Source organism: Mitsuaria sp. GD03876, from assembly GCF_029840635.1.
Lineage (GTDB): Bacteria > Pseudomonadota > Gammaproteobacteria > Burkholderiales > Burkholderiaceae_C > Roseateles.
This window is the reverse complement of sequence record NZ_JAOCCU010000013.1, coordinates 17,044-42,671: the sequence shown is the minus strand read 5'-3', so window position 1 is coordinate 42,671 and position 25,628 is coordinate 17,044. Positions and strand designations below refer to the sequence as shown.

Here is a 25,628-nt window from a genome sequence, read left to right as displayed (position 1 = left end):
CTCGGGTCCTGCAGGGAAGGGCAGAGCACCGATGGTGACGGGCCGCGCGGCGCTTGTGGGCGCGCGGTTCCGCGCGGGAGCGGGGGCGCCGTGACAGGCTGCCGCTTGCGCGTGGCGAGTTGTAAACGACGCGGGTCCGAACGGCGCGGCGAGGGGCCGCGCGACGGCGCGAGAGCGGACCCACGCCCGTCGCGTGGGGGGCCGACGCTCAGCCCAGCGCCGTGTCCAGCACCATCATCAGCGCGAAGCCCAGCATCAGTCCCTGCGTCGCCCAGCGCTCATGGCCCTTGCGGTGCGACTCGGGAATGATCTCGTGGCTGATGACGAACAGCATCGCGCCCGCCGCGAACCCCAGTCCCCATGGCAGCAGCTGCGGCCACGCCGACACGACCCAGGCGCCCAGCACCGCGCCGACCGGCTCCACCAGCCCCGAGGCCGCGCCCAGCAGCAGCGCCTTGCGCCGCGAGTACCCGACCCCCATCAGCGCCACCGCGATGACGAAGCCCTCGGGCAGGTCCTGGATCGCGATCGCCAGGCTGAGGCTGGCCGCCGCCAGCGGATCGTTCGCCGCGAAGGCCACGCCCATCGCGAGGCCCTCCGGCAGGTTGTGCAGCGTGACGGCGATCACGAACAGCGTCGTGCGCCGCAGCCGCGTCGGATCGGTGCCTTCGCGGCCCTTGATGAAGTGCTCGTGCGGCAGCCAGCGGTCCAGCGCCATCAACGCCCACGCGCCCAGCAGCACCGCCAGGGCCACCTGCGCGGCGGCGCCGGAGGCGGTCGCGTGATCGCGCGCCGCCGCCAGGCCCGGAATGATCAGGGAGAACGAGCAGGCCGCCAGCATCACCCCGGCGCCGAAGCCCATCAGCGCATCCTGGCCGCGCGCCGACAAACTGCGCGTGCCCAGCGCGGGCAAGGTGCCGAAGGCCGTCGCCGCCGCGGCGATCAGGCCGGCCTGCAGCGCCATGACGATCACCGACCCCTGCCCGATGCCACCCGCCGGCTGCATCCAGGTCCAGCCCTGGTGCAGCAGCAGCACCGCGCCGATCAGCAGGATCGTCCAGCCCAGCGCCTGGCGCAGCCGATGGCGGCGCGCCGACGTCCGGTCCGCGGCGATGACGGCCTCAGAGTCCGCCATCGGTCAGCTTGGCCGGATCCAGCATCTGCTGGAGCGTGGCGCGGTCGAACTCGGTCATCTCCTCGGCGACGTCCAGGATCGGACGCTTCTCGGCATAGGCGCGCTTGGCGATCGCGGCGGCCTTCAGGTAGCCGATCTCGCGGTTCAGCGCGGTGACCAGGATCGGGTTGCGCGCCAGCGCATGCTGCAACCCGTCGGTGTTGACCTTGAAGTCGCGGATCGCCTGCGCCGCCAGCGCCTGCGTCGCCGCCGCCAGCAACGCCAGGCTGTCCAGCAGGTTGGTCGCGATCAGCGGCAACATCACGTTGAGCTGGAAGTTGCCCGACTGCCCCGCCACGGTGATCGCCGCGTCATGGCCGATGACCTGCGCGCAGACCATCGTCACCGCCTCCGGGATCACCGGATTCACCTTGCCCGGCATGATCGACGAGCCCGGCTGCAGCGCATGCAGCTCGATCTCCGCCAGCCCGGCGAGCGGGCCGGAGTTCATCCAGCGCAGGTCGTTGGCGATCTTCATCAGCGACACCGCCAGGCCCTTGAGCGCGCCCGACAGCGCCACCGCCGTGTCCTGCGCCGACAGCGCGGCGAAGAAGTCCGGCGCCGGGCGGAAGCTCAGGCCGGTGAGGGTGGACAGCTCCTCGCAGAAGCGGCGCGCGAAGTCCGGATGCGCGTTGATGCCGGTGCCCACCGCGGTGCCGCCCTGCGCGAGTTCGCACACCGACGGCAGCAGCGCGCGCAGCTGCGCGCGTCGCGCCTCGATCTGCGCGCACCAGCCGCCCAGCTCCTGGCCCAGGCGCAGCGGCATCGCGTCCATCAGGTGGGTGCGGCCGGTCTTGACGTGATGGCCGTCGCTCTGGATCTTGTCCTGCAGCGTCTGCACCAGCAGGTCCAGCGCGGGCAGCAGCTCGCCGTTGAGCGCCTGCGCGGCGCTGATGTGCAGCACCGTCGGGATCGAGTCGTTACTGCTCTGACCGGCGTTGACATGATCGTTGGGACTGACGCTGACCGGGTTCGCCGCGCCGCTGCCGATCAGCCGCGTGGCCACGGTGGCCAGCACCTCGTTGGCATTCATGTTCGAGCTGGTGCCCGAGCCGGTCTGGAAAACTTCCACCGGGAAGTGGCTCATCAGCGCCGGATCCTGCAACAACTGGGTCGCGGCACGATCGATGGCCTGGCCGATGTCGGCGGGCAGTTGCTCCAGCGCGATGTTGGCGCGCGCCGCCGCGGCCTTCTGCAGCACCAGCGCGCGCACGAAGCGCTCGGGCATCGGCTGGCGGCTGATCGCGAAGTTCTCGACCGCGCGCTGGGTCTGCGCGCCGTACAGCGCGTCGACCGGCACGGCCACCTCGCCCATGGAGTCTCGTTCGATGCGGGTGGGCTTGTTCATCGGGATTCCTTCATGTCGGGCAGGCGGATCGCCACGGACCAGCGTAGCAGCGTGAGTTGCGCGGCGCCGTGAAGCCGGTGGAGGGCCTGCCGAAGTGGGGGACTCCAGGCCGGACGGGGGACCATGCGAACGATGCAAAAGAAAAAGAGGCCGCGCCGCCGAACGATGCCGATCTGATGGCGGCGCAGCCTCTGTGCAAGTTGCATTGGTCGCGGGGCTCGGGTCCCGCTGGAGTCTTTTCGTTTGTGACGATGCTAGATGAGAATTGCTCTCATTTGCAAGCCTCGTCGTGCAAGCGCTTGCACGGCCTGGGGGCTTTGGGGCGAGTGGGGGGGCCCGGCCTCAGACCAGGCGCAGGTCCTTCGGGCGGACCGACGGGAACACACGCGTCAGCGCTTCGTTCGACAGGCCGAACTGGCGTTGCCAGAGGCCGCCGAGCACCGCGCGGTAATCGTTCAGCACCGGATAGTCCCGGTTCTGGAACAGCGTCGTCGCCGTCAGCGCGATCTGGTCGCCCGCGACGGGCCCGCCGCTCGCCAGCCCGCCGCCCAGCAGCCAGTAGACGCTCCCGTGACCGTGGTCGGTGCCACGGTTGCCGTTCTCGCGGAAAGTCCGGCCGAACTCGCTGATCACCATCATGGTGGTCTGGCGCCACACCTCGGGCCCCAATTCGTCGGCGATCGCCGCCAGGCCTCGGCCCAGTTCCTCGAACCGGTTCGCCAACTGCCCCGTCGCGCCGCCCTGGTTCACATGCGTGTCCCACCCACCCACATCGATGAACCCCAGGCTGAACCGCCCTCGCATCAAGGTCGCGATGCGTCGCGCCTCCAACTCGAACCCCTTCGCCGGAATCGCGTTGCGACCCGCCGCATCGGTCATCGACTTCATCCGGTCTGGCGACAGATCCCTCGCCAGCTCATCCCGCAGCGCCAGTCCCTCCTGCACGCTCGCCCCCAGCGGCTGACCCTGGTACATGCTCGCGATCAGCGCCCGGTTCTTCCCCTCCACCGCCGGGCGCGCCGTCTCCCGCAAGCCCGCGTTGGCAATGCGCACCGGACCCCGGAAGGCCATCGGCAACTGGTCGGTGAACGACAAGGCCTGCTGCGCATCGAGCTCCGCCGCGAGCCGGTTCAGGAAACCCGAGTTGTAGTCGCGCGATCCACCCACCGGTTGGCCCAGCTCAATGCTGTCCTGCGTCTCGAAATGACTCCTGGACAAGTCCTCGGTGCCGGCGAACGGGATGAACCGCGCCTGGCCAGCCTGCGCCAGCGGGTACACGCTGTTCCGGAGCGCGGGGTGCAAACCCCAGTCCGCATTCAGCGGCAGCGCGGCGTTCACATCCGTTGCGCTCGGGCGGGCGATCGCGATGCGGGGGCGTTGCTCGTAATAGAAACCACTCGAGGTCGGAATCAATAGGTTGGTGGCGTCGTAACCACCGCGCAGGAACACCAGCAGGAAACGTGGACGGGCGCCCGAAGCCTGAACAGCCGGTGCCCCCCTCCGCTCAGACGCCTCCGCACGCTCGGCATTCGCTCCGGAGGGCACCGGCTGCCCAGGCTTCTCCATGCCCAGCCCCCGTCCGTCGGTGGCGAAGAGACGGGCACTGGAAATCGTCAGGCCGCCCAGTGCGAGAGCGTGGAGGAGGTGACGTCTGTGCATGGTCATCGATACATGAAATCAGGACTCGAGAACAACAGCGTCAGCCATTGCTGCGGCGATGTGGTCTGCGACAAGGCAGCCATCGTCGTCGTCGCCAGCGTGGGCTCGATACGCGTCCGTAGAGGGCTCAGGTCCGGCATCGGGACCGGCGTCGTGACGCCATCCGGGCGGTAAAGCGGCGCCGCGCCGCTGCCCATCTGGCGCGCGATCTCGAATCGCAGCGTCATCTGGCCCGGGCTGTTCCACGCGTCCGCCGTCATCGGATAGCCGTCCGGCGTCTGCTTGTCGTAAAGGCCCTGGCCCAGGCGGCGCAACCAGTTCTGCAGCGGCTGCGCGTTCTGAAGCTCGCGGCGCTCGAAACCGGCGCGCAAGCTCGACAGCAAGTAGTGATGCGGGTCCTTGAACTTCGGGGACTCCGCGGACGCGAACTGCGGCGCGTACAGCAGCGGCCTCAAGGTCGCCGGCACGTCGCCCTTCGTCCGCAGGAACGCCGCCGTCATCGCGTCCACCACCGGCTGCGGCGGCTGGTCGCTCAGGAAGAACACCGCCAGCTTGCGGCACACGAATCGCGCCGTCGCCGGCTGCGCCGTCAGCAGGTCCAGCACCTCGTCCAACTCGTCCGCGCCGCGGCCCTTGATCGTGTGGCCCAGCAACTGCTTGTCGCCGAAATCGTGGCGGCCCGGATGGAACTCGAACAGCCCGTCGCGCTGGTAGAGGCGCTCGAAACGCGGCGCCACCTTCGCCGGGTCCGGATCGACCCGCACGCCGAATCCCGTCAGCACGCGCGCCAGCTCCTGCACGTCGCGCTGCGTGTAGCCGCCGTCCACGCCCATCGTGTGCAGCTCCAGCAACTCGCGCGCGTAGTTCTCGTTGATCGCGCGCACCGCGTTCTGGTCGTTGTCTAGGTAGCGCAGCATCGCCGGATGTCGCGCGACCGCGCCCAGCATCCGGCGGAACGAACCCAGCGCCTGCGGGCGCAGCGCGCGGTCCTGGTAATCCGCCAGCAGCAGCCGGATGTCGCGCTTGCCCTGGTGCACGTTGAAATGGTTGAACCAGAACCACGACAGGTGCTCGAGCAGCTGCTGCTCGCCGTACAGCTCGCGCAGCAGCTGGCGCTCGCCGGTCTCGCGCGCGGCCAGGCCCTGCGCCTCCTGGTAGGCCTTGCGCGCGGCGGCGCGCTCCTCCTCGGTCGCGCCCTTGTCGCCGTTGCGTCGGAACGATTCCGCCGCCCACACGCGTGACGCGACGTCGCCCTGGCTGATGCCGAGCGCGTCGATGCGGGCCTGGATCGGCGCGGGCATCGGCGCCTTGGGATCGGCCTTGAACTGGCGTTCGACGTAGCGTCCCCAGCCAAGCCGGTCGATCTCGTCGAGCTGCGATTGCGTCGCGCCCCAACCGATGCGGTTGGCCGCGCGTTGGCGCTGCGTCGCATCCATCGGCACGTCCGGCGCCGACGGCAGGCCGCCGCAGGCGGCGAGCGCCGCGGACGCGGTCGCGCCGAGCAGCAACGCGCGGCGGGGGATCGGGACGGAGGCGGTCGGCAATGACATGGGGGCTAGCATGCCGCCGCCGCGTCCGCGATGTCCAGAGACCTTTTCGCTACTTCACAGTTGTAGCGGCGGCGCGCGCCGCATCGCGGCCATCCAGCGCTTGGTGCCCATCACGCCTTCGAGCAGCCCCGGCAGGTAGACATCCGCGTTGAGCCGGGGGAAGAACACACCCAGTCCGGACGGGGAGATCACCGCGTCGGCGAGGTCGCCGGCCTCGGCGCCGCCCAGCCCCTGCACCAGCCACGGCGCGAAGGCGAGTTCGACGCCGGTGTCCAGGATCACCAGCACCCGGTCCGTCACGCCGTCGTAACGCACCGCGACCGCCGCCGGCATCAGCGAGCGCTGCAACGCGCCGGCGCGCTCGGCGGCCTCGTAGGTGTCGGCGTCGATCGGGACCGGCGCGGCGTCGGGATCGTCAATGCCGTCCATGGAGAACCCTCCAGTCGGCGCTGAGCCGCGGCAGCTGGCTCGCCAGGATCGCGGCGATGCGGTTCAGCCGCGCGTGGGTGAAGAAGTGGTTCTCCATCAGCGTCAGCGTCAGCGCGCCGGCGGCGCCACCATCGAGGCCCGCATGGCCCGCATGGCCCGCATGGCCCGCATGGCCCGCATGGCCCGCATGGCCCGCATGGCTCGTGGAACTCGCGTGGCCGCGAGGGCGGAACTCGAAGCGCGCCTCGCAGCCGTGGCCCATCACGTGGACCTGGCCGGGGCGGTGGTCGTTCAGGTAGATCACCGCTCGCAGGCCGTTGAAGCTCAGGATCGTCGGCATGGCAGCCGCGGTCCCGGACAGGACCGCGTGGGGAAGTGGCACAGGCCTCGAAGCTTCCCCGGCCCGCGAGCGGCGCGCCTTGACGGATGAAGACAAACGCGCCGTCCGGCGCCGCGTTCCCCCTTCAGGACGGGGACGGGCACCGCGACGGCGCGTTCGATGCCGCGAGCCTCAGAGCTCGGCCACGCCCTTCACGCGTTCGGGGGCCTTCGTCAGCGGCACGACAGCGATGGGCGCCTCGACCGCGCGGCCGTGGAAGCGGTCCAGCAGGTCCTTCCACTGCGCGCGCACGGTGACGACGTTGGCCAGCTTCACGTGGCCGTAGCCGCGGATGCCCTCGGGCAGGCGCGCGAGCTTGATCGCGACGTCGAGCTTGTCGGCCTTGCCGCCGGCCAGGCCGGCCAGCAGCTCGTCGACGAGCGCCTCGTAGTCGCGGATCAGCTGGCGTTCGATCCGGCGTTCCTCGGTCTTGCCGAAGAGGTCGAGCGCGCCGCCGCGCAGGCCCTTGAACTTCGCCAGCGTCTTGAGCGCCATGAAGGTCCACGAGCCGAGCTCGACCTTCTTCGCGCGGCCGTCGGCGCCGGGCTTGGCGATCAGCGGCGGGGCCATGTGGAAGCTCAGGTGGTCCCAGTCCTCGAACTGCGCCTTGAGCGCGGCCTCGAACTTGCCGTCGGTGTACAGGCGCGCGACCTCGTACTCGTCCTTGATGGCCAGCAGCTTGGCGTAGTAGCGCGCGACCGCCTTGGTCAGGCGCAGGCCCTTGCCCGCGTCGCCGAGCGCGGTCTCGGCCGCGCGCACGCGCTGCACCAGCGCCTCGTAGCGCGACGCGTAGGCCGCGTCCTGGTAGTCGGCCAGGAAGGCCTTGCGGCGCGAGACCAGGCCGGGCTGGCCGTCCTTGTCGTCGAGCTGGTCGAAGTTGAACCACTGCACCGCCGACCCCGGCTGCTCGCCGGCCAGGCGGCGCAGCGCCTCGGGCGCGGCGATCGCCAGGCGGCCCAGCGCGAAGGCGGTCTTGTTGTTCTCGACCGCGACGCCGTTGAGCTCGATCGCGCGCATCAGCGCCTCGAAGGACACCGGCACCAGCCCGCGCTGCCAGCAGGCGCCGAGCATGACGATGTTGCTGGGCATGGTGTCGCCCATCAGGCGCTGGGCGATGTCCTGCGCGTCGATGCTGGCGAGCAGGTCCTTGCCCTCGCCCACGGCGTGGCGCATCTTGGCCAGCAACGCGTCGGCCTGCAGGTTGGCGTCGGGGTTGCGGACGAAGGCGGCCGTGGGCAGCTCATGCGTGTTGGCCAGGATCACGGTGCGGCCGGCCTTGACCGTGGCCAGCGCGTCGGCGCTGGCGCCCACGACCATGTCGCAGGCCAGCAGCACGTCGGCCTGCTGCGTGTCGATGCGGACCTGGTTGAGCAGGTCCTGCGTCGGCGCGACGCGGACGAAGGAGAGCACCGCGCCGCCCTTCTGCGCGAAGCCCATGAAGTCCAGCACCGAGCTCTGCTTGCCTTCCAGGTGCGCGGCCATCGTGACCAGCGCGCCCACCGTCACCACGCCGGTGCCGCCGACGCCGGTGACCAGCATGTCGAACGGACCCGTCCAGGCCCAGGTCGCCGGCGGCTGGATGGCGGCGATCTCGCGCGCCAGGTCGGCCGGGCCGAAGGCCGCGCCCGCGCGCTTCTTGAGCTTGGCGCCGTGCACCGAGACGAAGCTCGGGCAGAAGCCGTTGACGCAGCTGAAGTCCTTGTTGCAGCTGCTCTGCTCGATTGCGCGCTTGCGGCCGAAGTCGGTCTCCACCGGCACCACCGACAGGCAGTTGCTCGCCTGGCCGCAGTCGCCGCAGCCCTCGCAGACGGACTCGTTGATGAAGATGCGCTTGTTGGGGTCGGGGAACTCGCCCTTCTTGCGGCGGCGGCGCTTCTCGGCCGCGCAGGTCTGGTCGTAGATCAGCACGGTGACGCCGGCGATCTCGCGCAGCTCGCGCTGGACCGCGTCGAGCTCGGACCGGTCATGGAAGGTCGTGCCCGCCGGGAAGAGGCCGTGATGGCCGTCGTACTTGCCGATCTCGTCGGAGACGACGACCAGGCGCTTGACGCCCTCGGCCTCGACCTGGCGCGCGATCTGCGGGACCGAGGTCTGGCCGTCCACCGGCTGGCCGCCGGTCATCGCGACGGCGTCGTTGTAGAGGATCTTGTAGGTGATGTTGGCCTTGGCCGCGATGGCCTGCCGGATCGCCAGGTAACCCGAGTGGTAGTAGGTGCCGTCGCCCAGGTTCTGGAAGACATGCTTCTCGGTGGTGAAGCGCGAATGCGCCGCCCAGTCGACGCCCTCGGCGCCCATCTGGATCAGGCCGGAGGTGCCGCGCTCCATCCAGCTCGCCATGAAGTGGCAGCCGATGCCGGCCAGCGCGCGCGAGCCCTCGGGCAGCTTGGTGGACGTGTTGTGCGGGCAGCCCGAGCAGAAGTAGGGCTGGCGGCGCACCGCGTCGGCATCGTTGGACAGCAGGCAGGGCGTCAGGAAGTCGACGACCAGGTGGCGGCGGTCCAGCGCCGGGTTCAGCCGCGCGAGCCAGTCCGCGACGGTCGGCATGATGCGCGACGGCCGCAGCTCGCCGAGCGCGCTCAGCACCGCGCCGCCGTGCTCGTCGGTCTTGCCGACGACGCGCGGACGTTGCGCGTCGGGCAGGTGATAGAGCAGTTCCTTGATCTGGCGCTCGACGACCGGGGCCTTCTCCTCGATGACCAGCATGTCGGTCAGGCCCTGCGCGAATTCGCGGATGCGCGTCGGCTCCAGCGGATAGACCAGGCCGACCTTGTAGAGCCGCACGCCCGCCGCGGCCAGCGCGTTGGGGTCGAGGTCCAGGCGGCGCAGGACTTCCATGAAGTCGTAATGCGCCTTGCCGACGGTGACGATGCCCAGCGTCGCGCGCGGGCTCACCACGATGTGCTTGTCGATGGAGTTGACCTTGGCGAAGGCCAGCACGGCATCGATCTTGTGCGCCAGGCGCGACTCCAGCTCCAGCGACGGCAGGTCGACGGAACGGATGTGGAGATTCGTCGGCGGCGTGTGGTCGACCGGCAGCTCGAAGTCCAGCGGCACCGCGTCGAGGTCGACGGTCATGCCCGACTCGACGACCTCGGAGATCGCCTTGAAACCGACCCACGCGCCCGAGAAGCGCGAGAGCGCCCAGCCGTAGAGGCCGAACTCGAGGTACTCGGCGACATTGCCCGGATGCACCAGCGGCATCGACCAGGCCTGCAGCGCGAGATCGCTCTGGTGCGGCGTCGACGAGGAGACGCAGCCGTGGTCGTCGCCGCAGACGACGAGCACGCCGCCCTGTTTCGCGGTGCCGTAGACGTTGCCGTGCTTGAGCGCGTCGCCGGAGCGGTCCACGCCCGGGCCCTTGCCGTACCACATCGCGAAGACGCCATCGACGGTGCGCTTCGGATCGAGCGCCACGCGCTGCACGCCCAGGCAGGCGGTGGCGGCGAGGTCCTCGTTGATCGCGGGCAGGAAGTTGACCGCCGCCTTGTCGAGGAACTTCTTCGCCTTCCACAGCTGCTGGTCGACCATGCCCAACGGGCTGCCGCGGTAACCGCTGACGAAGCCGGCGGTCTTCAGGCCCTGGCGCTCGTCCAGCGCCTTCTGCATCAGCAGCAGGCGCACCAGGGCCTGCGTGCCGGTCAGGAACACCTGGCCGGCGCTCGCGGCCAGGTTGTCGGACAGCTGGTACGGGCGCAGCGCCGGCGCGACGGCAAGACTGGCTTCGGTCATGGCTTGTCTCCCCAACGGGACGAGCCGGCCGGACGCCGCCGGTCGGCTCGGGTTCTAGGAATGATGAATGGAGGGATTCTTTCCGAGACAATGCGCAGTTTCTTGCTTCGTTCGCTCGATCGATAGCAAAGATCGATAGATCCATTCTCAAATGAGGACGATATGGAGAATGAACGTTTCGACCGCGCGACGCGCCTGATCCTGGAGGCGCTGCAGGCCGACGCGCGCCAGAGCACGCAGCAGCTCGCCGAGCGGGTGGGCCTGTCGGCGACGCCGGTGTGGCGCCGGGTGAAGGAGCTGGAGGAACGCGGCGTGATCCGGCGCCACGTGGCGCTGGTGGATCGGGAGCAACTGGGCTTGTCGATCTGCGTGCTGGCCAACGTGAGCCTGGTGAGGCACACCGAAGGGGCGGTGGACGCGTTCGAGGCGATGGCCGCCGGCAGCCCGGAGATCGTCGAATGCCAGGCGATCACCGGCGAGGCGGACTACGTCCTGAAGATCGTCGCGCCGGACATGAAGGCCTATGACCAGTTCCTGCAGAACAAGGTGTTCAAGGTGCCGGGCGTGGCGAGCGTGCGCAGCAACGTCGTGCTGCGCGAGGTGAAGTACGAGACCGCGTATCCGGTCCCATGAACGCCGCGCCAGGACACCGCGCCCCTGTGCCGTTCCCTGACGCCGTGCTCGTTCTCCTCAATGGGCATCGGCCTTTGCTCGTGACATCCTTTGAATCATGTTCTCCGTCTACGGCACGTCCGGAAAGATCCTGACCGGGGGCCTGGAGCAGGTCCGAGACCTCGCCCCGGTCCAGGCGGTGGCGCGCACGCGCGCGATCGCGCCCATCGCCCGCCAGGGGGACCTGACGCCCTCGTCGGTGGTGCTGGCCGGCGTGACGCAGGGCGGCGCGGGCGGCGGCGGCCCGATGACGGGGCCTTCCGCCTACGTCGCGCATGAAGCGCTGGCCGCCTACGCCGGCGACACGACGCGCCAGCCGCTGACGCAGGTGCATCAGCTGATGAGCCGCAAGCTGATCAGCGTGATGTCGGGCGCGCCGCTGCGGCAGGCGATGCGGATGATGTCGCGCGCCGGCGTGGCGCAGGCGCCGGTGCTGGGCCCGATGGGCGAGGTCCGCGGCCTGGTGTCGCGCGGCGACCTGACCCGCGGTCTGGCGGACGACCTCGACGAGGTGCCCGAGATGATGCTGATCGCGCGCCGCTTGGCCGCGCCGGTGGATGAGGTGATGTGGACGCCGGTGCCGGTGGCGCAATCGGACACGCCCTTGCGCGAGGCGGCGCAGTTGATGCTCGACCTGGGCCTGCCGGGGCTGCCGGTGGGCGACGACAACGGCCACCCGATCGGTTTCCTCTCGCGCAGCGACCTGCTGCGCGGCATGACGCACGAGCCGCCGCTGGACCTCTGGTCCTGATCAGTACTTGCGCATCCCGCGCTCGGACTCTTCCTGCTCGACGGCCTGCAGGGTGCGCCAGTCGGTGCAGACGAAGACGCCGTCTTCCATGATCCGATCGGGCAACGAGCCGTCGCCGCGGGCGATCTTGCCGTCCTTGCAGATCAGGGAACTGCGGTTCTGCCCCTGGTCCGACAGCGCCTTGCCGACCGCCATCGAATCGCGGGTGTAGAGCGTCAGCATCAGCAGCGCGAACAGCACGCCGAGCATCAGCGCCACGCCGACCATGATGTCGCTGACATCGCGCAACGCCGATGGCGGCGCGGCCGTCTGCGCCCGCGGGGCGGCGGCGAAGCTCCGGTCCTCGTCGCGAGAGGCGCTGGAGGCGCCGCGCGACGTGGCGGAGGAGCCAGACCGCGCGGTGGCGCGATTGAGACCGGGCGAGGGGCGGGTGGTGGCCATGTTCATGGGGACGGATCGCTCAGCTTGTGACAAACACCGAGGACGTGCCGCGGACGGACGGGATGAAGGCTACAGGCGACCCGGTGATTGGATGACTTAAATGCAGAAATCCCCACCAAAAATGCACGGGTGACGGCCTCCCTTTCCGTTGGTTACAGCGGTTGCAGAACTAAGATTTCCGCACCCTTGAACGGCGCCGACAGAGCACCGTCCAGCGCCCGAGAGACGTGGCGCATAGCGCACGAATTCGCGCGAATCCACACGCCGACTGCGTCCACCTTCGCGAGCCTGCCCACCATGTCCCAGACCGATACCCCTCTCACGCCCGCCGAACACCAGGCCTTGCACAAGCTGTCGCAGGAACTGCCGGACGCCTGCGAGCGCCTGGACTACGTCAAGCGCATGACGGACCAGGCGGCCAGCAAGGTGCTGGGCATCGTGGAGTCGGCCCAGGAGGACGCGGACGCGGTGGGCCGCCAGGGCAAGGAGCTGTCGGAATCGCTGCAGCGGCTGGCCGCCGCGCCGGACCTGAGCATCGAGCGGGCCCGCGCCATGATGCGGCTGTGCGCGGCCTACGCGGCCGGCGCCGCCGGCTTCGCCGACCGGGTCAAGGGCCTGCAGACCGAGATCATGATGGCCCAGGACTTCCAGGACCTGTCCGGCCAGGTGATCAACAAGGTGCTGGGCATGCTGCGTCCCGCGCAGGAGCCGCTGCAACAGCTGCTGGCCTCGCACGAGGCCGCGCCGGCCGTCGTCGCCGCGGAGCAGGAACAGCTCGCCGGCGTGCAGACGCCGGACAAGGCGCTGCAGCAGGACGACGTCGACGCGCTGCTGGCCGAGATGGGCTTCTGAGCCCGGTCCGTCAGGACCAGAGCATCGGATCCACTTCGTAGAACCGTCTCAGCTCGGCGTACAGCGCCGGATGCGCCTGCGCCAGCGCCCAGGGCTGGCCGAAGAAACGCTCGCTCGCCACGGCGAAGAACTCCGCCGGTTCGGTGGCCGCGTAGTCGCCCAACGGATCGGGCTCGCCCGCGTCGAGCCGCGCGCGCAGCAGGTTGAAGCTCTGCTGCATCACCACCGCCCAGCGCGCCTGCCGCGCCCGGTTGCCCAGCCAGGGCGCGCCGTTGGCGATGCCCTTGACCTGGTCGAGCTGATGCGCGAATTCATGCACCGCCACGTTGTGGCCCAGCGCCGGCTGCGCGGCGTCGCGCTGCACGTCGTCCCAGGACAGCACGACCTGGCCCTCGCCCCAGGATTCGCCGCTGAGCACCTGGCGCTGCTGCATCTGCAGCGGGCCCTGGTGCCGGACGCGGTCGACGACGAAGGCGCCGGGATAGACGAGCACCGTGTGCAGCTTCGGGTAGTAGCCGCGGGAGCGGCCCAGCAGCGGCAGCGAGGCGAGCGCGGCGATGGTCACGCGAACCTCGTCCGTGATGACCTGGCCGGCGCAGCCGATGAAGGTCTTCTCGGCGAGGAAGACCTGCATCTGGCGCTTGAGCCGCAGCTGCAGGTCCGCCGGCAGGGCCGCGACCTGCGGCACGTTGCGGCGCAGGATCGCGCGCCACGTGGCGGGAAAGGCCTTGGCCCGCAGCGCGGCACGGCGGCGCGCCTGCCGCCAGGGCTGGCTCAGCAGCCAGGTGCAGATCAGCGCGGCGATCGCCGCAAGCAACAGCAGGGTCATCGGGAGCGGGGCGCGAAGGCGTTTCGCTGCGGAACTCCCAAGATGCGCGCGCCCGCCGATCTTTTCAAGGGCGGGTCAGGTCTTGCGTTCGAACGAGGGATTCGACCGACGTTCGAACAGGACTGCGGCGCGCACGCGACGCCCCCCGCGCGCCGGGGCGATTGACGTCCGGACGGGGCCCGCCGCCGGCCGCTCCGCCTTCCCGGGACCGGACAATTTCGGCCTGGGTCGACCCGGACTTGAGCGCTGATTTCAGCGCCACCGCGCGACGGTCGCCTGATACCAACACACGAGTCACGAGGGAGGGCGGCGACCGGCCAGCGCGCAGGGTCGCCGTCAGGGCGATTTGAAGTTTTCGCAAGTGCAGGCGACGTCGCTACGGACCTCGCCATTCGACGTCAGTCCGCTGCAGCAGTACCGCGCCAAGGTCCAGCAAGAGATGCTCGACGGCCCGCCGCCGTCGGTGGTGCTCAAGCTGTCCCCGTTCATCGGGACGGAAGGGCCGCTGAAGGAAATGCGCGCCCGCGACAGCGCCGACGTCACCTACGGCCGCCATCCGCTCGGCCAGGAAGCGCCGCCGGTCAGCCGCATCGAGACCCCGGCCTACTCCCACGGCACCTACACCGCCGCCAGCTTCCCCGACCTGAAGGTGAACGTGTCGCTCGGCCCGCTGCTGTCGAGCCACGTCGACCGCGCCGGCGGCACCCCGCGCGCGCTGGACGTCACCGCCTGAGCCGCCTAGCATCCCCCGCACTCGCGCGCGTCCGGCGCGCACCGGGAGGAACCACCATGACCACGCAGAACCAGCGCGCACGCTGGATGCGCCGCCTCGTCGCGGCGCCCGTCGCCGCGGCCATCACGCTCGGCGGCCCGCCGGCACGCGCCGCCGAACAAACCATCGACCTGACCTCGCGCGGCGGCTACCAGAGCGCCCGCCTGCCCGACGGCACCACCGAGGTCGAACTCGTCCAGCAAACCGCCGGCGGATGCCGCTTCGGCCGCACCTGGGGCTTCGACCTCACCAACAAGGAAGTCTGGGTCGACGGCGGCTGCGGCGGACGCTTCAAAATCACCGTCTCAGGGGCCGGCAACTCGTCCGGTGGAGACAGCAACACCTCCAGCTCCGATAACTCCAGCAACATCGGCGCCGCTGTCGCGGCCGCCGCCGTCATCGCCGGCATCGCCCTGATCGCCAGCAGCAAGGACAAGGACAAGGACAGGGACCGCGACGACGACTGGCAAGGCGACGCCGGCTGGAACAGCCGCCAGATCCGCGGCAAAGGCGGCCTGTGCCTCGACATCGAAGGCGGCGCCCGGCCAGGACGCAACCTCATCGTCTACGACTGCAATGGGGGCGGGAACCAACGCTTCGAATGGAACCGCAACGGAGAACTCCGCGTCTCCGGACTCTGCCTCGACGTCGCCGACCGCAATACCTCCGATGGGGCGCGGGTGATGGCGTTCAACTGCAACGGGGGCTCGAACCAGCGGTGGCGAACGCGGGGTGGGGAAATCCGCAGCGTCGAAACCGGGAAATGCCTCGACATCGAGAACGGACGGGCGCGGCCGGGGACGGCGGTCATCATGTATCGATGCAACGGGGGGGATAACCAGCGCTGGTCTTGGTAGACCGGGGAATCGGCAGCCGGCAACGCCGGTGCCCCCCTCCGCTCAATCTCCTCCTCGCCGCTCGGAATTCGCTCCGGGGGGCACCGGCGTCGCCGGCTGCCGATGCGCGAGGCTGCTGGACCGCGGCATGCCGTTTTGGCCGCGGGCGCGTGGCGGTGCGGGCTCGGGCGGTAGGCCCGAGGCGTGGCGCGGGCGGCCGGTTGGGCGGGGGCTCAGCGGTCGACGGTCTCCGTGCGGGCGGCTCGCACCGCTTCGCTCAGGACATCGAGCACCTCGAGCGAGTCATCCCATGCTAGGCAGGCGTCGGTGATGCTCTTGCCGTACTCGAGTTGCGCGGGGTCGTCCTTGCCGGGGCTGAACTTCTGCGCGCCGCCCTTGAGGTGGCTCTCGACCATCACGCCGAAGATGCTGGTGCTGCCGCCACGGATCTGCGCGGCGATGTCCTTGGCGACATCCAACTGCCGCTCATGCTTCTTGCTGCTGTTGGCATGCGAGCAATCCACCATCAGCCGCGTGTCCAGCTTCGACGCCTCCAGGTCCGCGCAGGCCGCCGCGACGCTCTGCGCGTCGTAGTTCGGCGCCTTGCCGCCACGCAGGATCACGTGGCAGTCCCGGTTGCCCTTGGTCTCGACGATCGCCACCTGGCCGTTCTTGTGCACCGACAGGAAGTGGTGCGGCCGCGCCGCCGCCTGGATCGCGTCCGTCGCGATCTTGATGTTGCCGTCCGTGCCGTTCTTGAAACCGATCGGCGCCGACAGGCCCGAGGCCAGCTCGCGGTGCACCTGGCTCTCGGTGGTCCGCGCGCCGATCGCGCCCCAGCTGATCAGGTCGCCGATGTACTGCGGCGAGATCACGTCCAGGAACTCCGACCCCGCCGGCATGCCCAGCCGGTTGATCTCCAGCAGCAGCTGCCGCGCGATGCGCAGGCCCTCGTCGATGCGGTAGCTCTCGTCCAGGTAGGGGTCGTTGATCAGCCCCTTCCAACCGACCGTCGTGCGCGGCTTCTCGAAGTACACGCGCATCACGATCTCCAGCGTGTCGGCGTGCTTCTCGCGCATCGGCGTGAGGCGCTTGGCGTACTCCAGCGCCGCGGCCGGGTCGTGGATCGAGCACGGCCCGATGATCACCAGCAGCCGGTCGTCCTTGCGCTGCATGATGTCGCGGATGCGCTGGCGCGTGCCGACGACCAGTTGCTCCATGGCCGTGCCACGGATCGGGAAGAAGCGGATGAGGTGTTCAGGAGGCGGCAAGGGCGTGATGTCCAGGATGCGTTCGTCGTCGGTCTGGGAGGTCTTGTCCTGCGGCGAATACCAGCGCTCCGCCTGCTGCGCGCTGGGATAAGGACTGGTCGACTTGGCATTCATGGATGACGCTTTCAGGTTGTATGGGACGGCAGGTCGAGACGCTCGGCACTCCCCAAATCCCCGCTCTCCCGGCGCCCGGCCGAAAAAAAACCGCCGGGCTGTGGGCCCGGCGGTTTTCTGAGGATTCTTGGCGCTCTGCTTATGCGTTCGCCTCTCCTCCGCCGGGGCGGTGCGAGAACCAAAAATAGGCAAAGTAAAACTTCGGTGCGGAACGCATAAGGGCCAATGGTGCACGCGCTTGCTGCACCGCGTCAAGCGCGAAGGGGTGACAGCCGCACGCCGGGATCGACGACATCGGGCAACTCATCCTTCGCGAAAACAGCGGATGCCGGGGCTCGCGGCCGGTCAGGCCGTGCCGCCGACGGTCAGGCCGTCGATGCGCAGCGTCGGCTGGCCGACGCCCACCGGCACGCTCTGGCCTTCCTTGCCGCACACGCCGACGCCGGTGTCGAGCTGCATGTCGTTGCCGATCATGCTGACCCGCGTGAGCGCGTCCGGGCCGTTGCCGATGATCGTCGCGCCCTTGACCGGGTACTGGATCTTGCCGTTCTCGACCCAGAAGGCCTCGCTCGCGGAGAACACGAACTTGCCCGACGTGATGTCGACCTGGCCGCCGCCGAAGTTGGTCGCGTACAGGCCCTTGTCGATGCTGGCGATGATCTCCTTCGGATCCTTGTCGCCGCCCAGCATGTAGGTGTTGGTCATGCGCGGCATCGGCATGTGGGCGTAGCTCTCGCGCCGGCCGTTGCCGGTGGGCGCGACCTTCATCAGCCGCGCGTTCATCGCGTCCTGGATGTAGCCCTTGAGGATGCCGTCCTCGATCAGCACGTTGCGCTGGGACGCGCAGCCCTCGTCGTCGACGTTGAGCGAACCGCGGCGGTCCGGGATCGTGCCGTCGTCCAGCACCGTCACGCCCTTGGCGGCGACACGCTCGCCGATGCGGCCCGAGAAGGTGCTCGAGCCCTTGCGGTTGAAGTCGCCCTCCAGGCCGTGGCCGACCGCCTCGTGCAGCAGCACGCCGGGCCAGCCCGGGCCGAGGACCACCGTCATCTCGCCGGCCGGCGCCGGGCGCGACTCGAGGTTGGTCAGCGCCGCGCCCACCGCCTGCTCGACGTAGGACGCGATCATCTCGTCGGTGAAGTACGCCAGCCCGAAGCGGCCGCCGCCGCCGCCGGAACCCACCTCGCGGCGGCCGTTGCTCTCGGCGATGACGGTGACGGACAAGCGCACCAGCGGCCGCACGTCCGCCGCCAGCGTGCCGTCGGCGCGCGCGATCAGCACCACCTCGTGCTCGGCGGCCAGGCCGGCCATCACCTGCACCACGCGCGGATCCTTGGCGCGGGCCAGCCGCTCGGTGCGCTCCAGCAGCGCCACCTTCTGCGTGCTGTCCAGGCTCGCGATCGGATCGGCCTCGCCGTACAGGGCCCGGCTCGCGGACACCACCGGCTCGGCCGGCACCTTCACGCGCTTGCTCTGCCCGGCCGACGCGATCGCGCGCACGGTGCGGGCGGCGTCGAGCAGCGCGGCCTCGGAGATGTCGTCGGAATACGCGAACGCCGTCTTCTCGCCGGCGACGGCGCGCACGCCCACGCCCTGGTCGATCGAGAAGCTGCCGCTCTTGACGATGCCTTCCTCCAGGCTCCAGCCCTCCGCGCGGGTGGTCTGGAAGTAGAGGTCGGCGTCGTCGACGCGGTGCTCGGTGATCAGCCGCAACGCCTGCGACAGCGACGCGTCGGTCAGGCCGAAGGGTTCGAGCAGCTGGGCACGGGCGGTGACCAGGCGGGCGAGGGTGGGTTCGCGCGAAATCATCGGGCGATTGTAGGCAGGGCCCCGCGACCCTGGGCCCGGGAGGGGGACCGCCCGGGCGCCACCCGTCGCCGCGACCGGTGACCGCCGGTAGCAATCGGTTCACTGTTCTTTACTGGAACCGGTCGCCGTGGCGCGGTCGGCGGTCGTTGACATCCCCAGCGGCGGCGACGCCGCGCCCACCACCCTCCGAAGGAGCACCTCGATGAAACGCCTGTCCCTGTCGATCGCCCTCGTGTCCAGCCTGATCGCCGCCTCGGCGTTCGCCCAGACCACCGCGCCCGCCGCGCCGCAGACGCCGCGCGTCGACCAGCGCGAGGCCAACCAGCAGCAGCGCATCGCCAACGGCGCCGCCTCGGGTCAACTGACCGCCAAGGAAACCCAGCACCTCGAGAAGGAGCAGGCCCGCGTCGACAACGCCGAGGCGAAGGCCAAGTCCGACGGCGTGGTCACCGCCAAGGAGCGCCGCCAGCTGCAACGCAAGCAGGACGTCGCCAGCGCCGACATCCGCCGCGCGAAGCACAACAAGCGCACCGCCGGCAACTGACCTCGTTCCCCCGTTCTCCTGCAATGAACGAACGCCCCTCGGGGCGTTCTTCATTTGGGGGAGGAACGCCCCGGAGCGAGGGACCGAAGGAGGCCCATGGTCAGCGATCCTCGTCGTCTTCGGCGGCTTCGGCGGCTTCGGTGTCGTCGTCGGACGCCGCCTGCTTCCAGTCCAGCGCCTGCTGATACAGCGCCTTGCGGGATTCGCCCGTCAGCTCGGCCGCCAGCGCCGCCGCCTGCTTCAGCGGCAGGTCGCGCACGAGCACGCGCAGCGTGCGCAGCGCGTCCTCGGGCAGCCCGCCCGCGTCCGACGGCGCCGGCGCCGCGTGCAGCACGAGCACGAACTCGCCGCGTTCGCGCTGCTTGTCCTCGGCCATCCACGCGGGCAGCGTCGCGCAGGGCGCGGTGTGGATCGTCTCGAACTGCTTCGTGACCTCGCGGCAGACGGTCAGCGTCTGGTCGGGCGCGAGCTCGGCCAGCAGCGCGATCAGTTCCTGGATGCGATGCGGCGCCTCGAACAGCACCTGGCTGTAGGGCGCGCCGGTGAGCGCCTGCAGCGTCGCGCGGCGCTCCGCCGCCTTGGTCGGCAGGAAACCGACGAAGCGGAAGCCCTGCGCCCGCGCGTCGCCGGCGACGCTGAGCGCCGCGGCCGCGCTGCTGGCGCCGGGCAGCGGCACGACGCGCACGCCGGCCTTGGCCGCCGCGGCGACCAGCACCGCGCCCGGGTCGGAGATCGCCGGCGTGCCGGCGTCGCTGACGTAGGCGATGCGCTCGCCGTTCAGCAATCGGGCGACGAGGCCCTCGGCGGCCTGCTGCTCGTTGTGCTGGTGCAGCGCCACCAGCGGCTTGTGCAACCCGAGCCAGCGCAGCAACTGAGCGCTGACGCGCGTGTCCTCGCAGGCGACCGCGTCGACCAGGCCGAGCAGGTGGATCGCCCGCAGGCTCAGGTCGGCGAGGTTGCCGATCGGGGTCGCGACGACGTAGAGCGTGCCGCCGGGATATTGCTGATGCCCGGCCGCGGCCGAGGCGGCGGCGATCAGCGAGGCGGACGGGGACGTCGGAATGTTCAAGAAGCTCTCCATCGGACGGGACGGCGCGCAGGCGCAGGCGCGCGGCGCCAGTGCCGAACAGCGCGCGCTGGACTACCTGAGGCGCCAGGGGCTGCGGCTGGTGGCGCGCAATTATCGGGTGGCGCGCGGACCGTCCGCGCGCGGCGGCGAGGTCGACCTGATCCTGCGCGAGCGCGACGGCACGCTGGTGTTCGTCGAGGTCCGCGCTCGCGAGCGCGACGCGCATGGCGGCGCGGCGGCGAGCGTGTCGCCGGCCAAGCAACGCAAGGTGATCTTCGCGGCGGAATGTTTCCTGCGGACGTTGCCGGCGCTGCCGCCGTGCCGCTTCGACGTCGTCGCCATCGACGGCGACCGCATCGAGTGGCTGCGCGGCGCGTTCGACGTGCCTCAGGAACGGTGAGGGCGGCGGCCCCGGAGCGCGGTCTTCAACCTTTATCATCCGCGCTCATGTTGGAACAACGCATACAACAACAATTCTTCGAAAGCGCGGACCTGCTGTACCAGGTCGCCGAGGGCCTGTCGCGCCCGCTGGCGGTCGCGGCGCAGATGATGGTGGACGCGCTGACGGCCGGCGGCCGCGTGCTGGCCGCGGGGCTCGGCCCCTCGGCCGCGGACGCGACCTACATGGCCTCGCTGCTGTCCGGCCGCTTCGAGCAGGAACGTCCCGGCCTGGCCGCCATCGCGCTGGACGCGCAGGCGCAGGGGTACGCCGATCCGGCCTCGGCGCTGATGCGCCAGATCCAGACCTTCGGCCACCCCGGCGACCTGCTGCTGCTGTTCGAGGCGCAGGCCAGCGGCGCCGCCGCCGCGCTGCTACAGGTGGCGCACGCGCAGGAAATGAGCGTGATCGTGCTCAGCGGCACCCAGGACGACGACTGGCGCGGCACGTTGCTGGACACCGACGTGCAGCTGCGCGTGCCGCACAGCCGCTTCGCGCGGGTGGCGGAGGCGCACCGGCTGCTGTCGCACTGCCTCGGCGACGCGATCGACCTGCAGCTGCTCGGCGCCAGCGAATGACCCTCTTCACGCCTTGAAGGACCTCCCGATGACGACCTTGATCCGCTCGAACCGTTCGACCCGCCCCGCCCGCCGCGTCCTCCTCGCCGCCGCCGTCTGCGCCGCGCTGCTGCAGACCGCGTGCGTGCCGCTGATCGTCGGCGGCGCCGCCGTCGGCGGCGCGCTGGTGGCCACCGACCGCCGCACCTCCGGCACGCAGCTCGAGGACCAGGGCATCGAGCTCAAGACCGGCAACCGCATCCGCGAGCAGCTCGGCGACCGCGTCCACATCAACGTCAACAGCTACAACCGCATGGTCCTGCTGACCGGCGAGACCCGCAACGACGAGGACAAGGCCGCCGTCGAGCGCATCGCGCAGGGCGTCGAGAACGTCAGCAGCGTGCTCAACGAGGTCGGCGTGGGCATGCTGAGCTCGCTGTCCAGCCGCGCCAACGACGTGGCCATCGCCGCCAAGGTCAAGGCCAGCCTGGTCGACGCGAAGGACCTGATCTCCAACGCCTTCTACGTCGTGGTCGAGCGCGGCAACGTCTACATCATGGGCCGCGTGACCGAGCGCGAGGCGGCCCGCGCCACCGACATCGCCCGCGGCGTGCGCGGCGTGCAGAAGGTCGTGCGCGCGATGGAGATCATCAGCGAGGCCGAACTCGCCGCGATGGGCCAGTCGCAGCAGCAATCCAAGCCCAAGAGCGACCAGTGAACGCGCCCGCCGGCTGATCCCGGCGCCGGATCCGGCCCGGACCGGACCGGACCGGACCTGCATCCCCCCTCGAAGGGACCGCCTCGCGGTCCCTTTTCTTTTGTCCGTCCTCCGGGGGACCCCGAAGGGGCGCATCAGTGTGGGCGGCGCGGGCGAATGGTGCGATCTCGAGGCGTCGTTCTTGATCTTTTTTGATGGTCCTTTGACTTGCCTCACACATGCAGGCGATCGCTGCTGACGGATGGGCCAGTGCTCCCCATCATCGCGCCTCCCTGAAACGACCTCGCGGAGGCGGAGACCATGTATTACCCCTATCTCCATGGCAAACAGAAGGAGGTGCTGGCCTTGCGGCACCTCGCGCCCGTCCTGGGCGCGGAAGGCCAGCTGCAGCCGGTGCTGGAGCCGGTGCGCCAGGCGGCGACCTCGATGCGGCACACGCTCGAGGCCTGCGAGGCGCACCGGCTGCAGGTCTGGCTGGTGGTGAACCCGGTGCGGCAGGACTTCGAGCTGCTGCGCCCGTCGGAGACGCTGGAATGGGGCCGGCAGCTGTTCACCTCGCTGTCGCGGCGGCAGTGGATCCATCCGACGCTGATGCTGGGCCCGGCGCTGACGCCGGAGGTCGTGCGGCGCTTCGTGCAGCTGTTCGGGTCGCGGCCGCTGGGGCTCGTCGTCGGCGCCGACGCGCCGCCGTTGCCCGACGTGATGGCGCTGCTGGGCGGCGCGCAGGTGCGGCGGGTGTTCTTCAAGGACAGCGAGCCGGCGCCGGCCGCCCGCGCGGCTCTCGGCGGCGCCGGCTGCGTCTGGGTCGAGAACCGGCGGTTGCCGGAGACCCACGACCTGCGCGTCAACGAGCGCCACCTGTTCACCGACCGCGCCGCGAGCTTCCGCGCGGCGGGGCTGGCGGGCTTCTCGGACTACACGACGCTGCCGTCCCGGCCCGAGGCGCCGGAGCTGCCCTCGCGGACGATCGCGTTCCGGCTGAGTTTCCTGCGCCAGCCGTCGACCTCGGGCGAGGTCTGGATCGAGCACTTCATGAACGGCCGCTGCTCGGCGGAGGAGGGCGGGCCCGACGCGCGCTTCCGCTACGCGCTGCAGGCCTTCCACGCGGCGCTGGACCGGACCGACGCCTGCTTCGGCCCGACCGAGGCGGTGCGGCGCTACCTGACCAGTCTCATCGACGGCTCGACACCGTCGCGGGCGCTCAGCAAGCAGTGGGAGGTGATGCACCACCTGGAGCTGGTCAGCGGGATGCTGGCCGGCCGGTTCCCGGCGCCGCGGCAAACCGGACGGCCGGAGAGCCTGCTGGAGCGCAGTCCCGCCGGCGATTGAGCCGAGCGCTCTCCTAGGCTTCGGCGGCGCTGAGCCGCACCGGGATGCCGCTCAGCACCGAGGTGCCCGAGACCGGATCGCGCGCCTCGTCGTCGAGCAGCAGGTTCATGTTGACGCCTGGATGGCGCGCCGCCACCGCGAGCTGGCTGCCCGCCAGGTCATGGCCCCAGCCGTGCGGCAGGCTCACGACGCCGGGCCGCATGTCGCCGGTGACCGTGATCTGCGCCAGCAGGCTGCCGCGCGCGTTGCTCAGCCGCGCGGTCGCGCCGTCGGCCAGGCCGGCGCGCGCCGCGTCGTCGGGATGGACCAGCAGCGTGCAGCGCTCGCGGCCCTTGGCCAGCACCGGCAGGTTGTGCATCCAGCTGTTGTTGCTGCGGGTCTCGCGACGGCCGATCAGCAGCAGCTCGTCGCCGGTCGGATGACGCAGCGCCGCGTCCGCGTGGGCGAGGTCGGCGAGCAGCGCTTCCGGTGCCAGCTCGATGCGGCCGGACGGCGTGCGCAACACCTCGGGGATCCGCGGCCGCAGTTCGCCGAGGTCGATGCCATGCGGCGCGGCCTTCACCTGGGCCAGCGTCAGCCCGTCCGGCTTCGCGCCGAAGCCGTCGCCATACGGGCCGCTGCGCAGCGCCAGGTCCAGCCAGCGCGCCGGACCCGGGCCGCCGTCCAGCATCGCGAAGACGGCGTCGGCGTGATCGCCGGCCTGGCGCTTGAGCTCGGCGCGCAGCGCGGCGTCGTCGATCGGCTGCAGGTCGGCGTCGGGCGGCTGGCCGGCGGCGATCGCGGCCAGGCGCAGCAGCGTCTGCCACTCGGCGCGCGGGGCCGCGGGATCCGCCGGCATCACGGGGCCAGACCAGCGCGCATGGTTCCGCCAGGACAGCTGCGAGAACACCATGTCGTAGTGCCAGTCTTCGAGCGGGGACGGCGGCGGGAGGATCAGGTCGGCATGGCGGCTGGTCTCGTTGATGTACGGGTCCAGGCTGACCATGAAGTCCAGCTGGTCCAGCGCGCGCGCCAGCCGGGCGCCGTTGGGCGCCGACAGCACCGGGTTGCAGGCGACGGTGATCAGCGCGTGGACCTGGCCGTCGCCGGGCGACTCGATCTCCTCGGCCAGGCAGCTGATCGGGAACTCGCCCATCACCTCGGGCGCCTTGCCGACGCGGCTGCGGCGGCGGCCGGTGGCCACGCCCTTGCCCTGGCCCGGCTTGCCCATCGTGTTGGCCGCGAAGGCCGCGGCCTTCGGGAACATCAGGCCGCCCTCGACGTCGAAGTGGCCGGTGACGATGTTGAGCGCGTCGATCAGCCAGCTGTTGAGCGAGCCGAAGCGCTGCGTGCAGGTGCCGAAGCGGCCGTAGAGCACGGCCTTGGGCGTGGTCGCGAACTCGCGCGCGAGCCGCCGTTGCGTCTCGGCCGGGATGCCGCAGTGGGCGGCGCCGCGTTCGGGCGGGAAGTCGGCGACCGCCGCGCGCAGCGCGTCCAGGTCCTCGACGTGATCGGCCAGGTGGCCGAGCCGTTCGAGCTGCTCGTCGAACACCGTGTGCAGCAGTCCGAGCAGCAGGAACACGTCGCCGCCGGGGCGGATCGCGAGGTGCTCGTCGGCGGCCTGCGCGGTCTCGGTGCGGCGCGGGTCGATGACGACGATGCGGCCGCCGCGCGCGCGCAGCGCCTTGGCCTTGCCGCGGTAGTCGGGGCTGGTCCACAGGCTGCCGTTGCTGACCATCGGGTTGGCGCCGATGCACAGGAACAGGTCGGTGCGCGGCAGGTCGGGCACCGGGACGCTGAGCCAGTGGCCGTACATCAGCCCGCAGGCGAGCTGCTTGGGCATCTGGTCCAGCGTCGACGCGGAGAACAGGTTGCGCGTGCCCAGCGCCCGCGCCAGGTGCGGGAAGTAGCTGAACAGGCCGATCTTGTGCGAGGCCGGATTGCCGATCGTCAGCGCGACCGCGTCGGCGCCGTGGCGCTCGCGCAGCGGCGGGAGGCGCTCGGCGATCTCGGCGAAGGCCTCGTCCCAGCCGATGGGATCGAAGCCGGACCGGTCCGCGCGGCGGCGCATGGGCTGGCGCAGCCGGTCGGGATCTTCGTGCAGGTCCTTCAGCGCGACGCCCTTGGGGCACAGGTAGCCGTTGCTGAACGGGTCGGCGTCGTCGCCGCGGATGGACACGACGGAGGTGCCGGTGCCGGACGCGGCGGTGCGGATCTGCAGGCCGCAGGCGGCCTCGCACAGCGGGCAGATGCGGTAGTGGGTGGTCTCGTTGGCTGCGGCGTCGGCCATGGCTTGTCTCCCGTCGTCTGGCGGCGATTGTGGGAGCGGGGCCATGCTCTCGCGGTCATGTAGGCGACAGGCCCGCCATGACGCCTCG

Annotated in this window: 23 protein-coding genes; 10 read left to right on the top strand and 13 right to left on the bottom strand. The window is 70.5% G+C overall.

The genetic code is table 11. From position 1 onward, the window contains the following. Nucleotides 1-208 precede the first annotated feature (208 nt). The 7 genes from N5D62_RS10325 to N5D62_RS10295 form a co-directional block, all read right to left on the bottom strand. On the bottom strand, nucleotides 209-1,135 hold the full coding sequence (locus N5D62_RS10325; RefSeq protein ID WP_279757626.1) for a ZIP family metal transporter: 927 nt from the start codon (nucleotides 1,133-1,135) through the stop codon (nucleotides 209-211). Next, entirely contained in the window at nucleotides 1,122-2,522 is a 1,401-nt protein-coding gene (locus N5D62_RS10320; RefSeq protein ID WP_279757625.1) for a class II fumarate hydratase, read from the bottom strand. Before N5D62_RS10320 ends, N5D62_RS10325 begins: the two co-directional genes overlap by 14 nt. Before the next feature lie 342 nt (nucleotides 2,523-2,864). Continuing rightward, nucleotides 2,865-4,181 carry a DUF1501 domain-containing protein gene (locus tag N5D62_RS10315; RefSeq protein WP_279757623.1) on the bottom strand — a complete coding sequence of 439 codons (1,317 nt, stop codon included), beginning with the start codon at nucleotides 4,179-4,181 and terminating at the stop codon, nucleotides 2,865-2,867. A 2-nt stretch (nucleotides 4,182-4,183) separates the two neighbouring features. Beyond that, nucleotides 4,184-5,731 carry a DUF1800 domain-containing protein gene (locus N5D62_RS10310; RefSeq protein WP_279757622.1) on the bottom strand — a complete coding sequence of 516 codons (1,548 nt, stop codon included), beginning with the start codon at nucleotides 5,729-5,731 and terminating at the stop codon, nucleotides 4,184-4,186. Between the two features lie 54 nt (nucleotides 5,732-5,785). Further along, nucleotides 5,786-6,160: a DUF2442 domain-containing protein gene (locus tag N5D62_RS10305; protein ID WP_279757621.1), complete on the bottom strand. Its 375-nt coding sequence runs from the start codon at nucleotides 6,158-6,160 to the stop codon at nucleotides 5,786-5,788. Then, entirely contained in the window at nucleotides 6,147-6,500 is a 354-nt protein-coding gene (locus N5D62_RS10300; RefSeq protein WP_279757620.1) for a hypothetical protein, read from the bottom strand. The genes N5D62_RS10305 and N5D62_RS10300 overlap by 14 nt, the downstream gene beginning before the upstream one ends. 171 nt (nucleotides 6,501-6,671) lie before the next feature. Further along, the gene (locus N5D62_RS10295) at nucleotides 6,672-10,268 is read right to left on the bottom strand and encodes an indolepyruvate ferredoxin oxidoreductase family protein (protein ID WP_279757619.1); all 3,597 of its coding nucleotides are present in this window, start codon (nucleotides 10,266-10,268) and stop codon (nucleotides 6,672-6,674) included. A 162-nt stretch (nucleotides 10,269-10,430) separates the two neighbouring features. On the opposite strand from N5D62_RS10295, the gene N5D62_RS10290 reads away from it, so the two are divergent. Both N5D62_RS10290 and N5D62_RS10285 read left to right on the top strand, forming a co-directional pair. Then, the gene (locus N5D62_RS10290; protein ID WP_279757618.1) at nucleotides 10,431-10,901 is read left to right on the top strand and encodes an Lrp/AsnC family transcriptional regulator; all 471 of its coding nucleotides are present in this window, start codon (nucleotides 10,431-10,433) and stop codon (nucleotides 10,899-10,901) included. A gap of 97 nt (nucleotides 10,902-10,998) precedes the next feature. Further along, complete coding sequence (locus tag N5D62_RS10285) at nucleotides 10,999-11,691, top strand: CBS domain-containing protein (protein WP_279757617.1); 693 nt, start codon at nucleotides 10,999-11,001, stop codon at nucleotides 11,689-11,691. On the opposite strand, the gene N5D62_RS10280 is transcribed toward N5D62_RS10285, so the two are convergent. After that, nucleotides 11,692-12,138: a hypothetical protein gene (locus N5D62_RS10280; protein WP_279757616.1), complete on the bottom strand. Its 447-nt coding sequence runs from the start codon at nucleotides 12,136-12,138 to the stop codon at nucleotides 11,692-11,694. A gap of 291 nt (nucleotides 12,139-12,429) precedes the next feature. Here N5D62_RS10280 and N5D62_RS10275 point away from each other — a divergent pair, with 291 nt between their 5' ends. Further along, a complete protein-coding gene (locus N5D62_RS10275) occupies nucleotides 12,430-12,984 on the top strand; it encodes a protein phosphatase CheZ (protein WP_279757614.1) in 555 nt (184 codons plus the stop codon). Between the two features lie 10 nt (nucleotides 12,985-12,994). Here the strand turns inward: N5D62_RS10275 and N5D62_RS10270 are convergent, their stop codons facing one another. Continuing rightward, nucleotides 12,995-13,813, bottom strand: a complete 819-nt coding sequence (locus tag N5D62_RS10270; RefSeq protein ID WP_279757613.1) for a zinc-dependent peptidase — start codon at nucleotides 13,811-13,813, stop codon at nucleotides 12,995-12,997. Nucleotides 13,814-14,159: 346 nt separating this feature from the next. Between N5D62_RS10270 and N5D62_RS10265 the strand changes: the two genes are divergently transcribed. Both N5D62_RS10265 and N5D62_RS10260 read left to right on the top strand, forming a co-directional pair. Next, on the top strand, nucleotides 14,160-14,546 hold the full coding sequence (locus tag N5D62_RS10265) for a hypothetical protein (RefSeq protein ID WP_279757611.1): 387 nt from the start codon (nucleotides 14,160-14,162) through the stop codon (nucleotides 14,544-14,546). A gap of 56 nt (nucleotides 14,547-14,602) precedes the next feature. Next, nucleotides 14,603-15,442, top strand: a complete 840-nt coding sequence (locus N5D62_RS10260) for a lectin (RefSeq protein WP_279757610.1) — start codon at nucleotides 14,603-14,605, stop codon at nucleotides 15,440-15,442. 212 nt (nucleotides 15,443-15,654) lie between these two features. On the opposite strand, the gene N5D62_RS10255 is transcribed toward N5D62_RS10260, so the two are convergent. Beyond that, entirely contained in the window at nucleotides 15,655-16,806 is a 1,152-nt protein-coding gene (locus tag N5D62_RS10255; RefSeq protein WP_279757609.1) for a 3-deoxy-7-phosphoheptulonate synthase, read from the bottom strand. Nucleotides 16,807-17,151: 345 nt separating this feature from the next. Further along, nucleotides 17,152-18,615 carry a metalloprotease TldD gene (gene tldD / locus N5D62_RS10250; protein WP_279757608.1) on the bottom strand — a complete coding sequence of 488 codons (1,464 nt, stop codon included), beginning with the start codon at nucleotides 18,613-18,615 and terminating at the stop codon, nucleotides 17,152-17,154. Between the two features lie 202 nt (nucleotides 18,616-18,817). Between tldD and N5D62_RS10245 the strand changes: the two genes are divergently transcribed. Beyond that, nucleotides 18,818-19,159 (top strand): hypothetical protein, encoded by a 342-nt coding sequence (locus N5D62_RS10245; protein WP_279757607.1) that lies wholly within the window; start codon nucleotides 18,818-18,820, stop codon nucleotides 19,157-19,159. Nucleotides 19,160-19,259: 100 nt separating this feature from the next. Here the strand turns inward: N5D62_RS10245 and rsmI are convergent, their stop codons facing one another. Continuing rightward, complete coding sequence (rsmI, locus tag N5D62_RS10240; RefSeq protein ID WP_279757606.1) at nucleotides 19,260-20,228, bottom strand: 16S rRNA (cytidine(1402)-2'-O)-methyltransferase; 969 nt, start codon at nucleotides 20,226-20,228, stop codon at nucleotides 19,260-19,262. Between rsmI and N5D62_RS10235 the strand changes: the two genes are divergently transcribed. From N5D62_RS10235 to N5D62_RS10220, 4 genes are all read left to right on the top strand, one after another. Continuing rightward, nucleotides 20,221-20,628 carry a YraN family protein gene (locus N5D62_RS10235; RefSeq protein ID WP_279757605.1) on the top strand — a complete coding sequence of 136 codons (408 nt, stop codon included), beginning with the start codon at nucleotides 20,221-20,223 and terminating at the stop codon, nucleotides 20,626-20,628. The two genes, rsmI and N5D62_RS10235, sit on opposite strands and share 8 nt — an antisense overlap. 47 nt (nucleotides 20,629-20,675) lie before the next feature. After that, nucleotides 20,676-21,245 (top strand): SIS domain-containing protein, encoded by a 570-nt coding sequence (locus tag N5D62_RS10230; protein WP_279757604.1) that lies wholly within the window; start codon nucleotides 20,676-20,678, stop codon nucleotides 21,243-21,245. A gap of 28 nt (nucleotides 21,246-21,273) precedes the next feature. After that, nucleotides 21,274-21,942: a BON domain-containing protein gene (locus tag N5D62_RS10225; RefSeq protein WP_279757603.1), complete on the top strand. Its 669-nt coding sequence runs from the start codon at nucleotides 21,274-21,276 to the stop codon at nucleotides 21,940-21,942. 300 nt (nucleotides 21,943-22,242) lie between these two features. Further along, a complete protein-coding gene (locus N5D62_RS10220; protein WP_279757602.1) occupies nucleotides 22,243-23,271 on the top strand; it encodes a sce7725 family protein in 1,029 nt (342 codons plus the stop codon). Nucleotides 23,272-23,284: 13 nt separating this feature from the next. Here the strand turns inward: N5D62_RS10220 and N5D62_RS10215 are convergent, their stop codons facing one another. Then, a complete protein-coding gene (locus tag N5D62_RS10215; protein ID WP_279757601.1) occupies nucleotides 23,285-25,540 on the bottom strand; it encodes a molybdopterin-dependent oxidoreductase in 2,256 nt (751 codons plus the stop codon). Nucleotides 25,541-25,628 lie beyond the last annotated feature (88 nt).

Coding starts and splice junctions, on each gene's coding strand:
- N5D62_RS10310 (WP_279757622.1), bottom strand. CDS start 5,731: ATGTCATTGCCGACCGCCTCCGTCCCGATCCCCCGCCGCGCGTTGCTG.
- N5D62_RS10315 (WP_279757623.1), bottom strand. CDS start 4,181: ATGCACAGACGTCACCTCCTCCACGCTCTCGCACTGGGCGGCCTGACG.
- N5D62_RS10235 (WP_279757605.1), top strand. CDS start 20,221: ATGTTCAAGAAGCTCTCCATCGGACGGGACGGCGCGCAGGCGCAGGCG.
- N5D62_RS10220 (WP_279757602.1), top strand. CDS start 22,243: ATGTATTACCCCTATCTCCATGGCAAACAGAAGGAGGTGCTGGCCTTG.
- N5D62_RS10225 (WP_279757603.1), top strand. CDS start 21,274: ATGACGACCTTGATCCGCTCGAACCGTTCGACCCGCCCCGCCCGCCGC.
- N5D62_RS10245 (WP_279757607.1), top strand. CDS start 18,818: ATGAAACGCCTGTCCCTGTCGATCGCCCTCGTGTCCAGCCTGATCGCC.
- N5D62_RS10215 (WP_279757601.1), bottom strand. CDS start 25,540: ATGGCCGACGCCGCAGCCAACGAGACCACCCACTACCGCATCTGCCCG.
- tldD (WP_279757608.1), bottom strand. CDS start 18,615: ATGATTTCGCGCGAACCCACCCTCGCCCGCCTGGTCACCGCCCGTGCC.
- N5D62_RS10230 (WP_279757604.1), top strand. CDS start 20,676: ATGTTGGAACAACGCATACAACAACAATTCTTCGAAAGCGCGGACCTG.
- N5D62_RS10270 (WP_279757613.1), bottom strand. CDS start 13,813: ATGACCCTGCTGTTGCTTGCGGCGATCGCCGCGCTGATCTGCACCTGG.
- N5D62_RS10280 (WP_279757616.1), bottom strand. CDS start 12,138: ATGAACATGGCCACCACCCGCCCCTCGCCCGGTCTCAATCGCGCCACC.
- N5D62_RS10260 (WP_279757610.1), top strand. CDS start 14,603: ATGACCACGCAGAACCAGCGCGCACGCTGGATGCGCCGCCTCGTCGCG.
- N5D62_RS10290 (WP_279757618.1), top strand. CDS start 10,431: ATGGAGAATGAACGTTTCGACCGCGCGACGCGCCTGATCCTGGAGGCG.
- N5D62_RS10295 (WP_279757619.1), bottom strand. CDS start 10,268: ATGACCGAAGCCAGTCTTGCCGTCGCGCCGGCGCTGCGCCCGTACCAG.
- N5D62_RS10325 (WP_279757626.1), bottom strand. CDS start 1,135: ATGGCGGACTCTGAGGCCGTCATCGCCGCGGACCGGACGTCGGCGCGC.
- N5D62_RS10285 (WP_279757617.1), top strand. CDS start 10,999: ATGTTCTCCGTCTACGGCACGTCCGGAAAGATCCTGACCGGGGGCCTG.
- N5D62_RS10300 (WP_279757620.1), bottom strand. CDS start 6,500: ATGCCGACGATCCTGAGCTTCAACGGCCTGCGAGCGGTGATCTACCTG.
- N5D62_RS10275 (WP_279757614.1), top strand. CDS start 12,430: ATGTCCCAGACCGATACCCCTCTCACGCCCGCCGAACACCAGGCCTTG.
- N5D62_RS10320 (WP_279757625.1), bottom strand. CDS start 2,522: ATGAACAAGCCCACCCGCATCGAACGAGACTCCATGGGCGAGGTGGCC.
- N5D62_RS10255 (WP_279757609.1), bottom strand. CDS start 16,806: ATGAATGCCAAGTCGACCAGTCCTTATCCCAGCGCGCAGCAGGCGGAG.
- N5D62_RS10305 (WP_279757621.1), bottom strand. CDS start 6,160: ATGGACGGCATTGACGATCCCGACGCCGCGCCGGTCCCGATCGACGCC.